Genomic DNA, 12,241 nt, shown 5'->3' with positions numbered 1-12,241 from the left:
GCAGCACGCCGACTCGTCACGCGTTGCACGTTAACCGGTCGGGTCGGCAGGCGACCGGTCAACGCCCCGAAGGGCCGGCCGTTCCTGGAGAAAGTCGGTCAGCCGGCGATGCGCCGGCGGGTGGCGATCAGCTCGCGCAGGCGCTCGGTGCGGGCCCGCTGCGGCCGTTTGCGCTGGCGCACCGTGCGGGCACCGGCCAACTCGGCGAGGAGCTGCAGGCGGCGGCGGCTCCGCTCGGGGTCGAGCCGCGGCGGGGTGGTCCAGGCCATACCGCGAGCGTGGACCGTCACCGCGCGTACGTCAAGGTGGCCTTCACTGCGCAGCGAAACCGGCACGCAGCGTCACCAGAGCGGCCAGTTGCCGGTCTGCCCCCAGCGCACCGCGACGATCGCCGCGGCGATGCTCCAGCCACCCGCGGTGACGATCGCCACCCCGGTGGCCACCGCCCGGTCGCCGTGACGGACCAGCACCGCGGCGGCCAGCCAGGCCAGCCCGCCGGCGAACAGCGTCCACCAGGCGTAGCCGGACACATCCCGGCCGAGCAGGCCGAACAGCAGCAGCCAGGCGAAGGCGGTCACCGCGCCGACCGCCACCCCGGCGCCGGTCACCGGGTACGGCTCGCGGTAGCTCGGCCGCATCGGCGTCCCGGACGGAAAGAGCCCCGACGGGGTACGCGGCAGCGGGCGCACCGGACCGGCACCGGGCTCCCCGGGTACGCCGTGCCACCCGTTCGTCACCGCTGCCCCCTTCACGGACCGTAGACGTACCGAGGTCACGCAGAGCGACCGTTCGAGACGGACCTGTCTCAGCGTTCGTCCCTACGGTAGTGGTCTGTCAGGATGACCGGATGCGCTCGCCATCGATCGGACGCCGCGCGCGTCCGGCGTACCCGGTCCTGCTGCTCGTGGCGGCGCTGGCCGCCGGGTGCGCCCCGGCCGACCGCCCCACGGCGGCGCCGGGCAACTCGTGGCAGAGCCCGAGCGCGCCGGCCACCGGGGCGCAGCCGGTCGAGCCGACCGCCCCGGTGTCGGCCCCGCCGCCCACGCCCACGCCGGCACCGAGCCGCGCCGATCTGCGGCACGTCTTCCCGGTCCGCGCCGGCAACGTCGACTACCACCCGACCCACTCCGGCTACCCGGGGACGGACATCTTCGCCGACTGCGGCGAGCCGGTGGTGGCGGTCACCGACGGGGTGATCCTGGAGGTGAGCCGGGTGGACCGGTTCAGCCGGCGGGGACCGCTCGGGCCGTACAACGGCGGGCTGTCCGTCTCGCTGCTCGGCGACGACGGGGTCCGCTACTACGGGTCGCACCTGAGCGCGATCGCCGGCGGCGTCGACGCGGGCGTCCGCGTCCGGGCCGGTCAGCAGCTCGGCAAGGTGGGCCGGACCGGCAACGCCAACAACGTCTGCCACCTGCACTTCGGGCTCTCCCCGAAGTGCACCGGCCACGACGACTGGTGGATCCGGCGGGGCGTGGTCTGGCCGGCGAAGTACCTCGACTCGTGGCGCGGGCGGGGCAACCGCGGGCCGGCCGCCGAGGTGACCGCCTGGCAACGCCGGCACGGCTGCCCGAAGGCGCCGAGCGGGTCCGCCGCGGCCGGCTGACCGGCGTCCACTCCCGACACCTCCGCACCGCACCGCGCGGCGGGAGGCGCGGGCGCGTAGGTTGCAGGGCATGACTGCGCGGGATCCCATCGCCGACCTGCGGCGGATCGCGTTCCTGCTGGAGCGGGCGAACGAGGCCACCTACCGGGTCCGGGCGTTCCGGTCGGCGGCCAAGGCGCTCGGCGCCCTGCCGGCCGGCGAGGTGGCCGAGCGGGCCCGCAGCGGCAAGCTCACCGAGCTGTCCGGGGTCGGTGACGTCACCGCCCGCTGCGTGGTCGAGTCACTGGCCGGCGAGGAGCCGGTCTACCTGCGCCGCCTGGTCGCCACCGAGGGCACCGATCTGGGCGAGGCCGCGGCGAAGCTGCGGGACGCACTACGCGGCGACTGCCACACCCACTCGGACTGGTCCGACGGCGGCTCTCCGATCGAGGAGATGGCGCTGGCTGCGGTCGAGCTGGGGCACGAGTACGTGGTGCTCACCGACCACTCGCCGCGGCTGACGGTGGCCCGAGGGCTCACCGCGGACCGGCTGCGCAAGCAGCTCGACCATGTGGCCGCGGTGAACGAGGCGCTGCCGAAGGGCTTCCGCATCCTCACCGGCATCGAGGTGGACATCCTCGCCGACGGGTCGCTGGACCAGGACGAGGAGCTGCTGGCCCGGCTCGACGTGGTGGTCGGCTCGGTGCACAGCGGCCTCAACGATGACCGGGCGAAGATGACCCGCCGGATGCTTGCCGCGATCGCCAACCCGCACCTCGACATCCTGGGCCACTGCACCGGCCGGATGGTCTCCTCCCGGCCGGCCGGAGTGACCGGCCCGGGCGACCGGGGGCACCGGGCGCGTACCCGCAAGGAGAGCGACTTCGACGCGGACGCGGTCTTCGCGGCCTGCGCGGAGCACGACGTGGCCGTCGAGATCAACTCCCGGCCGGAGCGTCAGGACCCGCCGAAGCGGCTGATCCGCCGCGCCCTGGAGGCCGGCTGCAAGTTCGCCATCAACACCGACGCGCACGCCCCCGGTCAGCTCGACTGGCAGCGCTTCGGCTGCGAACGCGCCGCCCTCTGCGGCGTACCGGCGAACCGGGTGGTCAACACCTGGAAGGCCGACCGCCTGGTGAAGTGGACCGCCGGCCGCCGCTGAGGGGTCAGCCCTGGGCCGCCGGCTCGGCGGCCCGCGCGGCGGGGGCGACGGCCGGCACGGGACCCGGCCGGCGCCGGCCGAGCATCCCCTGCGCGACGGCCACGCCGAGCAGCACGACCAGGGCGCCCACCGGCTGGTGCCAGTTCATCCGCTCGTCGAGCACCACCGCGCCGACCAGCACCGCGAACACGGGAATCAGGTAGGTGACGGTGGAAGCCGTGCTCGCCCCGGCGACCCGGATGTTGCGCAGGTTGATCACGAAGGCCAGCCCGGTGCCGAGCGCGCCGAGCGCCAGCACGGAGGCCACCACCTTCGCGGAGAGCCCGGTGGGCACCGGCGGGGCGCCCGCCACCAGCGGCGCGACCACCGCGAGCTGCGCGGTCGCCACCAGCAGCTGCGCCGCCGACAGCGACAGCCCGGAGTACGAACTGCCGGCGATGAACTTCTTCTGGTAGGGGATGGCCACCCCGTAGCAGGCCGCGGCCCCGAGGCACATGAGCTGGCCGGTGAAGTGCGACCCGCCCACGCCCTCCCAGACGCCGAGGACCACCAGCACGCCGGCGAAGCCCAGCCCCAGCCCGACCGCGCGCCGCACGGTCAGCCGCTCGGTGCGGAACACCAGCACCGCCAGCGGCAGCACGATCAGCGGCGTGGTGGCGTTCCAGATGCCGGCGAGCATCGACTCCACCCGCTGCTCGCCGAAGCCGAAGAGGGTGAACGGCAGCGCGACGCCGAAGGCGGCCACCACCAGCAGGTGCGCCCAGACCCGGGGCTCGCGGGGCAGCCGGTCGCGCAGCAGGGCCAGCACCACCAGCAGCGTCACCGCGCCGGTGGCCACCCGGTAGAGGGTGAGGTGCAGCGGGTGCAGCTCGGCCACTCCCACCTTGATGAAGAGGAAGCTGGAACCCCAGATCACGCCGAGCGCGAGGAACCCGGGCAGCCAGCTCCGGGCCGGGGCCCGGTCAGGAGTGATATCGGCTGTCACCCCTGACACTCTGCCGCAGGGGTACGACGAAGTCCCGCGAAATTCGGACGCCGTGTCGACCGCCACAGCAACCGCTGTGTGGGCGGGTGCAGACGACCACGGCAAAGACGGTCGACAACGGGGTGCCACGGTCACGTAGGGTCGCAACGTGGGACGAATCGATGACCTCGCCAACCGCTACGTGGCCGACTGGGCTCCGCTGAGCCCGACCGGCGCCACCTACGTCGGCATCGCCGGCTACGACGACCAGCTCGACGACCTCACCCCCGAGGGCTACGCGGCCCGCGCCGACCTGACCCGGCGCACCCTGGCCGACCTCGACGTGACCGAGCCGGACTCGGAGGCGGAGCGGACCGCCAAGGAGGCGATGCAGGAGCGCCTCGGTCTGGACCTCGCCCGCTACGAGGCCGGCGAGACCAGCAGCGAGGTCAACGTGATCGCCAGCGGGCTGCACGAGCTGCGCATGGTCTTCGACCTCATGCCGACCGAGGGCGACGACGCCAAGGCGAACGTGGCGGCCCGGCTCAACCGCTTCGCGGGGGCGCTGGAGGGCTACAAGCGCACGCTGCGCGAGGCGGCGGCGGCCGGCCGGGTCAGCTCGCAGGTGCAGCTGGTCGAGGTCGCCAAGCAGTGCGACATCTGGGTCGACCCGAACGGCGACAACTTCTTCCACGGCCTGGCCGAGCGGCTCGGCGCCGAGGGCGCGATCGGCGCGGAGCTGCGCAAGGGTGCGGCCGCGGCGACGGCGGCCACCGCCGAGTTCGGGCAGTTCCTCCGCACCGAGCTGGCCCCGCAGGGCCGGCAGAAGCAGGCCGCCGGCCGGGAACGTTACGAGCTGGCCTCGCAGTACTTCCTCGGCGCCCGGGTCGATCTCGACGAGACGTACGCCTGGGGTTTCGCGGAGCTGGCTCGCCTGGAGGGTGAGATGCGGGCGGTGGCCGCCCGGATCGTCGGCCCCGGCGCGAGCATCGACGAGGCCGTGGCCGCGCTCGACGCGGACCCGGCCAGGACCATCCAGGGCAAGGAGGCGTTCCGGGACTGGATGCAGGCGCTCGCCGACAAGGCGATCAGCGAGCTGCACGGCACCCACTTCGACATCCCGGAGCAGGTCCGCCGGATCGAGTGCTGCCTCGCCCCGACCAGTGACGGCGCGATCTATTACACCGGCCCGAGCGAGGACTTCTCCCGGCCGGGCCGGATGTGGTGGGCGGTGCCGCAGGGCATCACCGACTTCTCCACCTGGCGCGAGGTGACCACGGTCTACCACGAGGGCGTGCCGGGTCACCACCTCCAGGTCGCTCAGACCGCCGTCCGGGCCGACCTGCTCAACCGCTGGCAGCGCCTGCTCTGCTGGGTCTCCGGGCACGGTGAGGGCTGGGCGCTCTACTCCGAGCGGCTGATGGAGGAGCTGGGCTACCTGGAGGACCCGGGCGACAAGCTCGGCATGCTCGACGGGCAGGCGTTCCGGGCCGCCCGGGTGATCGTCGACATCGGCATGCACCTGGAGCTGGAGATCCCGGCGGACAACCCGTTCGGCTTCCACCCGGGCGAGCGCTGGACGCCGGAGCTGGGCTGGGAGTTCATGCGGGCGCACTGCCGGGTGCCGGACGAGAACCTGCGCTTCGAGCTGAACCGCTACCTGGGCTGGCCGGGGCAGGCCCCCTCGTACAAGGTGGGCGAGCGGATCTGGCTCCAGGCCCGCGAGGAGGCGAAGGCCCGCAAGGGCGCCGACTTCGACCTCAAGGAGTTCCACCGCCAGGCCCTCGACCTGGGCTCGCTGGGGCTCGACCCGCTGCGGCGGGCGCTGGCCCGGATCTGAGCGGAACGACGACGGCCGGGAGTCGGAGGGAATCCTCCGGCTCCCGGCCGTTTCGCTTGGCCGTCGGGGTCAGGCCAGGTCGAGCTTGAGCACCGGCCGGGCGGTGAGCGTCTTGGAGTTCTCGTAGGCCAGCTCCATCACCGGGTCGGTGAAGGTGATCGGGACCGGCGAGGTGATCGGGAGGCCGTCGGGGAACGGCAGGTCCGGGGTGAGCGTGATCTTGATGCCGAGCAGGTGCCCGACGAAGCGGGTGGCGTAGAAGGCGACGTCGCCCTCGACCGTCAGCCGGTCGGTGACGTACCGCTGCTTCTTGCCGGCCGGGCCGCTGGCCAGGAGCGTGAAGTCCTCCGTCACCGCCTTGTCCATGGTGAACTTCAGGCACTTGAGCATGCCGTCATGGGTGGGCAGCTCGACGATCCCCTCGAACCGCAGCCCGGTCATGGTCACCTTGGAGCCGGTGAGCTTGGACGGCGGGTCCGCGACGATCGGCTGGTCCGGGTCGGCGGCCAGCTTCGGCAGCGGCTTGCCCGCCTCGACCGGCTTCGGCTTGGTCGGCGCCGGGCTGTCGCAGTCGGCGTCCGGCTTCGGCGGGTCGGCCGGCTTGGTCGTGGCGCTGCCGCTCGGCGTCGGCTCGGTGGTGGTCGTGGCGCTCCCGGTCGGGGTGGCCCCGGTGGTGGTCTCGGTCGCCGCCGGCTCGGCGGCCGCAGCCGGGGCGGACGAGGTGCTCGGGCTGGGCGAGGGCTCGGCGTCGTCGCCCCCGGTGAACAGGTCGGTGATGCCGTCGACGATGTCGGTGAGCAGGTTGCCGTCCGAGTCCTTCTGCTCCTCGGCCGGCGCGGTGCTCGGGCTGGGCGACGCGGACGCCGAGGCCGAGGTCGAGGCGGACGCGCTCGGGCGCGGGGCCGGGGCCGTGGCGGTCGGGCAGGCGGCCGGCGCGGCCATCGCCGGCTCCTGGCCGCGGAGCGCGAGCAGGCCGGCCGCGGACACGGTGGCGACCACGAACAGGATCGCGTACGCCCTGGGGTCCCGGTGCCCGCCGCCGCGCGGCGTGTCCGGCCCGACGGCGGGCAGCACCTGGGTGCTGTCGGCGGAGCCGGCCGGGTCCACCGGAGCGGCCTCGCGCAGCGGGTTACGCGGCTCGGGCAGGGTGTCGGTGAGGACGCCGGTGGTCTCGTCCTCGCGCTGCCGGGGCAGCAGATCGTCGACCAGGGCCGGCTCCGGCTCCCCGGCCGCGTCGTCCTCCTCCGCCGGCTCCACGGGGTCGGCCGGCTCCGCGGCCGGCTGCTTCCGCGGCACCCAGGCGAAGCCGAGGGCGCTGCCGACCATGCCGAGCAGCAGGCCGATGAAGAAGCCGCCGAGGTTCACCCCGATCATCGAGTAGAGCGCGGTGACCGCGGCGACCACCGAATAGAACATCCGCTGCTGCGGGCTGAACCAGAGCAGCATGCCGCAGGCGAAGAGGATGACCGGGATCAGCCAGGACAGGAAGCCGGTGGGCCCCATCTGGAAGGTGAGGCCGTTGAGGCTCATCTGCGTCGTGCCGAAGATCTCCAGGCCGGCCAGCGCGGTGAAGAGCCCGCCCCAGAACGGCCGCGTCCGCCGCCACCGGCGGAAGTCGCGCCACGCCTGGCCGGCCCGACCGGGCCCGGCCTGCTGCGTATCGGCGGTTGTCACGTACTCCTCCTGGCAGTGCTGACGGCGTGAGACAAGGACGAGGCCCGCGGAGGGCGCCCTCCGCGGGCCTCGACATCAGATCAGAAGCATTCCTTGGCGTCCTTGCCCACGTTGACCTTCAGCTTCAGGCCGTTCAGGGTGAAGACGCCCGCGCTGGTGGAGCGGGCGACCTGCTCCAGGTCGGTGATGGTCACCGTGTCCGCGCTCTGCCCGAAGCCGCCGGGCTGGCCCTTCGTCGGGTTGAGCTCGTTGGCGTCGCGACCGATCTGGATGTTCTCGAACCTGGCGTCGCCCTCGAGGGAGTCCATGTCGATCAGCAGGTTGGTGGCGGTGGCCGGCTTGCCCCCGCCACCGGCGTTGATGGTCAGCACGATCGGCACACCCGGGATGCTGGCGTTGACCGACTGGCAGAGGTCGTAGAGCTTGGCGTCGGCGATCTCGGAGACGGCCACCGGGTGCTGGTTGTGGCTGCTCTTCTCCTCGACCATGCCGCCGTACTGCTTGAAGCCGGTGCCCTCCAGCTTCGAGGCGCCGACCTTGAAGGTGGTGCCCGAGACGGCGAACGAGGCCGCGATGGCGCCGTTGGCCATGCCCAGCACGATGCCGCCGGCCACGACGGTGGCGGGCACCATCATGGCGGCGAAGCGACGCCAGCGGGTGCCGCCGCTCACCTGACGGTTGTCCGATTCACTCACGAGGTCCTCCTCGACAGGGGTGCGTCACCGGCGCGGGACGCGACGCGGGACGGGGAAAGCTGCGGGGCGACGCGGGGCCGTTGTGCCGACGGACCGCGCGGTACGCGGATTGCATGCTCCCGCGAAGCGACAGACCTCACAAGTCCCTTGCTACTGGTGGGTAACACAACCGTGGTATCAAGATCGCCCTCGGTTACCAACGGTTAACATCCCGACAGCAACGGGCTCAGGGCAAAACGGCCCTATTACGACAGGAAGGCAGAGACGCTTCACCTGTGGTAGCGATCACCGACCTTCGTCACAGTTCGGTAACGGACAGCTGACAAGCCGCTGAGGGTGATGGTCCCTTCACCCGTCCGGCCGACCCGGCTGACCGTCCGGCGGCTGGTCAGCTCCGGCCGTCCAACCAGGACCACAGCAGGCGGTGGTCGATCGAGTCGATCCGGCCCAGCGGGCGTCCCGCCGCCACCCGCGCCCGCAGCTCCGCCCGGGTGAACCAGCGCGCCTCCACCAACTCCTCGCCGTCCACCCGCACCTCGGTCGAGGCCGCCGTCGCGCGGAAACCGACCATGAGCCCGGCCGGGAACGGCCAGGCCTGCGAGCCCTGGTACGCCACGTCGACCACGGTCACCCCGGCCTCCTCGGCCAGCTCCCGGCGGACCGCGTCCTCCAGGCTCTCGCCGACCTCCACGAAGCCCGCCAGGGTCGACCAGGAGTCCTCCGCCGCGCCACGGTGCCGGGCCAGCAGGCACCGCTCTGGCTCGCCGGGCGCCTCGACCAGCACGATGACCGCCGGCTCGATCCGGGGGAAGAGCAGCCGCCCGCAGGCGGCGCCGGTGCAGGACCGGGTGTGGCCGCCGTCGCCGGCCACCGTCACGGCCCCGCAGCCGCCGCAGAACCGCTGGCCCCGGTGCCAGTGCAGCAACCCCCTGGCGTACGCCTGGACGGCCGCCTCAGCCGGCCCCAGCCCGCCCACCAGGGCCCGCACGTCCACCGCCTCGGCCGCGCCGGCCAAGTCGCGCGCCTCGGCCTCGCCCAGGCCGGAGAGGTCCACGGCGAACACCGCCCGGCCGGCGTCCAGCCCGAGGAACACGGTCTCGTCGGCGGCGGCGCGCAGCCCGGCCGCCCCGGACGCGGAGCGGCGCACCGGCGCCCGGTCGACCGAGACCAGGCAGCGGTCCCGCCACAGCGGCAGCAGCACGGTCTCCGGGTCGGTCAGCCGCGCCTCGATCCACGCCGGGTCGGCGCGCAGCGCCCCCGCCCGGTCCAGCCAGCCACCGCCGTATGCCAGGGTCCGCTCGTCCGTCCGCACCCGGCCACCGTCCCACGATCCGGACCGGCGTGGGCACCCCGCCACGAGGTGATGACGGCGACACCTGCGAGCGGCGGACGGCGCGACCCGGCCGGCCGCCGGAGCTGTGACTCCCGGCCGGCCCGGGCGTTGGTTAACGTAGGTGTCTCCCGTGGGGGAAGCGGTCCCCACGTGGTACTTCCGATCGAGGTTGCTGTGACGCTGTACGGCGAAAAGGTGCCTTCCGCCGACGACCGGCCGACCGTGAAGGTGACGGCGGTGAGCTGGCCGGACGTCGAGCCGGATCCGGCCGCCGCACCCACACCGGGCGGTCCCGGGAAGCCGGGGCGGTTCCGCCGCGGGCGCATGCTGCTCGCCGGCGGGATCGTCGCCGCCGTGCTGGCCGCCGGCACCGGCGTGGGCGCCTACGCGTACGCCGGTGACGTGCCCCGGGGCACCACCGTGCTCGGCGCCGAGTTGGGCGGGCGGAGCCGGGCCGAGGCGGCCCGGGCGCTCCACGCCGAACTGGCGCGCCGCGCGGCGGCGCTGAACGCCCCGGTCACCGTCACCGTGGGAGAGAAGACGGCCGAACTCAAGCCGGCCGACGTCGGGCTCGCGATCGACGTGGACGCCACCGTGGCGGCGGCGGCCGCCGCCGACGCGCACCCGGTGAGCCGCCTCGTGGGCTCCCGCACGGTCGAGCCGGTGGTGACCGTCGACACCGCCCGGCTGGAGGCCGCGCTGCGCCAGGCCATGGGCGCGCAGGGCCGCGAGATGACCATGCCGGCCATCATCTTCACCGGCACCACCCCGAAGCCGGTCTACCCGAAGCCGGCGCTGACCGTCGACGCGGCCGGCGCGGCCCACGCCGTAAAGGCCGGCTGGCTGGCCGGCGCGCCGGTCGCCGTGCCGCTGGTCGAGAAGTGGCCGGCGAGCAGCCGCGAGGAGGTCGACCGGCTCCTCGCCGAGCTGGCCCGGCCGGCCGTCGCGGCGCCCGTCACGCTGACCACCGAGGGCGGCTCGGTCACCATCCCGCCCGCCGCCATCGCCCGGGGGCTGCGCTTCTCGGCCGACGACGCCGGCAAGCTGACCGCCCGCGTCGACGTGAAGCGGCTGCGGGCCGCGCTGGGCGACCGGCTGGCGAAGCTCGAGGTCGCGCCGAAGGACGCCGGGCTGACCATCAGCGGCGGCAAGCCGAAGGTGGTGCCGGCCCGGGCCGGCCGGCAGGTCGACGCCGCGGCGCTCGGCCGGGACCTGCTCGCGGTCCTGCCGAAGGCGGACGGCCGCACGGTGACCGCGGCGCTGAAGCCGGCCGAGCCCGAACTGACCGAGGCCAAGCTCGCCGAGCTGGGCATCAAGGAGCGGGTCTCCACCTTCACCACCCGGTTCCCCGGCGGTCTCTCCTCGCCGCGCAGCCAGAACATCGTCCAGGCTGCCAAGGACGTGGACGGCGCCATCGTGCAGCCGGGGGAGACGTTCTCGCTCAACGGCCACACCGGCGAGCGCGGCTACGACCGGGGCTACAAGGACGCGCCGACCATCGTGAACGGCAAGCTGGTGCCGGGGGTGGGCGGCGGCGTCTCGCAGTTCACCACGACGCTCTTCAACGCCAGCTACTATGCCGGGCTGGAGGACGTCGAGCACAAGCCGCACTCGTTCTACTTCAGCCGCTACCCGGCGGTCATCGAGTCGACCATCTACTGGCCCCAGCTCGACTTCAAGTTCCGCAACAACACCCCGTACGGCGTCCTCATCGACACGTCCTACACGTCCAGCACGATCACCGTCTCGATGTGGAGCACCAAGATCTACGACAGCGTCAAGACCGAGTACGGCCCGCGCCGGAACATCACCCAGCCGAAGACGGTCTACCTGGATCCCGGCCCGGACTGCATCTCCGCCGCGGGCAGCGTCGGCTTCGCCCAGGACGCCTACCGGGTCATCAAGAAGGACGGCAAGGTGGTGAAGCGGGAGAAGTTCAGCTGGCGCTACGACCCGGAGCCCCGCTTCATCTGCGCCGAGCCGCCCGCCTGACGACCGCTGAACGCACGCACGGAAAAGCCCCGCCGGCCACGTCGCCGGCGGGGCTTTCCGCTGTCGTACGCCCTCAGGGCCGCGCCTCGGCCAGCCCGCGCCGTACGCCGTCCGCGCCGCGGTCGGTGCCGTAGACGGGGGTGCCCGGCTGCTGGCGCCAGCTCTCGTCGAGCGTGCCGGCGTCCACCGGGTCGAAGCCCAGCTCGTCCACCAGTTCCATGACCACCCGCTTGGCGTCGGCGTCGTCCGCGGCCACCGGGAGTGCGATCCTGTCCCGCGTGCCCGCCGGCTTCCCGCCGTCCATCAGGTACGCGGCCTGGATGTTGTTGAAGACCTTCACCACGCGGGCGCCCTTGAGATGGTCCGCCGTCCAGCGGCTGGAGCTGAGGCTGCGGTCCAGCAGCTCGGGGATGTCGCCGTCCCGCTCGGGGTAGTAGTTGTCCGCGTCGACGACCAGCTTGCCGTCGAAGAGCGCCGCCGGCAGCTCCGGCACGGCCCTGAGCGGGATGGCGACGACGACCAGCTCCGCGCCCTGGACGGCCTCCTCCAGGGTGGCCGCTCTGGCGCCGGTCTCCGCGGCAAGGTCGGCCAGGCTCTGCGGCCCGCGTGAGTTGGCCACCGCGACGTCGTGGCCCAGCGTGCGCAGCCGACGGGTGAGGGTGCCTCCGATGTGCCCCGACCCGATGATTCCGATCTTCATGACCACTCCTGCCTCCGCCAGCGCCTGGCGGTCAGTTCCGGCCGAACCATCAGCAGGTACCCGGACCGGTCCGCCCCGATCGTCGGACGACGCGTACAACACGTCACGTTTTCCACCCGCCTGACGGGGCAGGCGGGCGGTCCCGCACCGACGGTACGAGACGGGGCCGGGTGCCCGGGGCGATTCACCGAAGCGGGCCACAAACGCAGTCAGGGCCACCCCGAAGGGTGGCCCTGACTGGAAAGGTTGTCCGGCGGTGTCCTACTCTCCCACACCCTCCCGAGTGCAGTACCATC

11 protein-coding genes are annotated in these 12,241 nt (G+C 73.3%); 4 read left to right on the top strand and 7 right to left on the bottom strand.

What is annotated here, in order from left to right:
* Nucleotides 1–98: 98 nt before the first annotated feature.
* Together AB0F68_RS08325 and AB0F68_RS08320 are read right to left on the bottom strand one after the other, a co-directional pair.
* A complete protein-coding gene (locus tag AB0F68_RS08325; protein WP_357333902.1) occupies nucleotides 99–269 on the bottom strand; it encodes a hypothetical protein in 171 nt (56 codons plus the stop codon).
* Nucleotides 270–341: 72 nt separating this feature from the next.
* Nucleotides 342–638: a hypothetical protein gene (locus AB0F68_RS08320; protein ID WP_357334696.1), complete on the bottom strand. Its 297-nt coding sequence runs from the start codon at nucleotides 636–638 to the stop codon at nucleotides 342–344.
* A gap of 209 nt (nucleotides 639–847) precedes the next feature.
* On the opposite strand from AB0F68_RS08320, the gene AB0F68_RS08315 reads away from it, so the two are divergent.
* Both AB0F68_RS08315 and AB0F68_RS08310 read left to right on the top strand, forming a co-directional pair.
* Entirely contained in the window at nucleotides 848–1,606 is a 759-nt protein-coding gene (locus AB0F68_RS08315; protein ID WP_357333900.1) for a M23 family metallopeptidase, read from the top strand.
* A 70-nt stretch (nucleotides 1,607–1,676) separates the two neighbouring features.
* On the top strand, nucleotides 1,677–2,747 hold the full coding sequence (locus tag AB0F68_RS08310; RefSeq protein WP_357333898.1) for a PHP domain-containing protein: 1,071 nt from the start codon (nucleotides 1,677–1,679) through the stop codon (nucleotides 2,745–2,747).
* Nucleotides 2,748–2,751: 4 nt separating this feature from the next.
* Here AB0F68_RS08310 and AB0F68_RS08305 read toward each other — a convergent pair whose 3' ends face one another.
* Complete coding sequence (locus tag AB0F68_RS08305; RefSeq protein WP_357333896.1) at nucleotides 2,752–3,732, bottom strand: DMT family transporter; 981 nt, start codon at nucleotides 3,730–3,732, stop codon at nucleotides 2,752–2,754.
* Between the two features lie 148 nt (nucleotides 3,733–3,880).
* On the opposite strand from AB0F68_RS08305, the gene AB0F68_RS08300 reads away from it, so the two are divergent.
* Nucleotides 3,881–5,551 (top strand): DUF885 domain-containing protein, encoded by a 1,671-nt coding sequence (locus AB0F68_RS08300; RefSeq protein ID WP_357333893.1) that lies wholly within the window; start codon nucleotides 3,881–3,883, stop codon nucleotides 5,549–5,551.
* Nucleotides 5,552–5,620: 69 nt separating this feature from the next.
* Here AB0F68_RS08300 and AB0F68_RS08295 read toward each other — a convergent pair whose 3' ends face one another.
* The 3 genes from AB0F68_RS08295 to nudC all read right to left on the bottom strand — a co-directional run bounded on the left by AB0F68_RS08295 (nucleotide 5,621) and on the right by nudC (nucleotide 9,232).
* Nucleotides 5,621–7,225 (bottom strand): DUF6114 domain-containing protein, encoded by a 1,605-nt coding sequence (locus AB0F68_RS08295; RefSeq protein ID WP_357333891.1) that lies wholly within the window; start codon nucleotides 7,223–7,225, stop codon nucleotides 5,621–5,623.
* Between the two features lie 80 nt (nucleotides 7,226–7,305).
* Complete coding sequence (locus tag AB0F68_RS08290; protein WP_357334694.1) at nucleotides 7,306–7,860, bottom strand: DUF6230 family protein; 555 nt, start codon at nucleotides 7,858–7,860, stop codon at nucleotides 7,306–7,308.
* 448 nt (nucleotides 7,861–8,308) lie between these two features.
* Complete coding sequence (gene nudC / locus AB0F68_RS08285) at nucleotides 8,309–9,232, bottom strand: NAD(+) diphosphatase (RefSeq protein WP_357333889.1); 924 nt, start codon at nucleotides 9,230–9,232, stop codon at nucleotides 8,309–8,311.
* A 195-nt stretch (nucleotides 9,233–9,427) separates the two neighbouring features.
* On the opposite strand from nudC, the gene AB0F68_RS08280 reads away from it, so the two are divergent.
* Nucleotides 9,428–11,245, top strand: coding sequence for a VanW family protein (locus AB0F68_RS08280; RefSeq protein WP_357333887.1), 1,818 nt, complete (start codon nucleotides 9,428–9,430; stop codon nucleotides 11,243–11,245).
* Between the two features lie 73 nt (nucleotides 11,246–11,318).
* Here AB0F68_RS08280 and AB0F68_RS08275 read toward each other — a convergent pair whose 3' ends face one another.
* A complete protein-coding gene (locus AB0F68_RS08275) occupies nucleotides 11,319–11,945 on the bottom strand; it encodes an NADPH-dependent F420 reductase (protein ID WP_357333885.1) in 627 nt (208 codons plus the stop codon).
* Nucleotides 11,946–12,241 lie beyond the last annotated feature (296 nt).

Origin of the sequence: Micromonospora sp. NPDC023966 (assembly GCF_040639095.1) — a bacterium.
Taxonomy (GTDB): domain Bacteria; phylum Actinomycetota; class Actinomycetes; order Mycobacteriales; family Micromonosporaceae; genus Micromonospora.
This window is presented reverse-complemented; position numbering and strand designations above follow the sequence as displayed.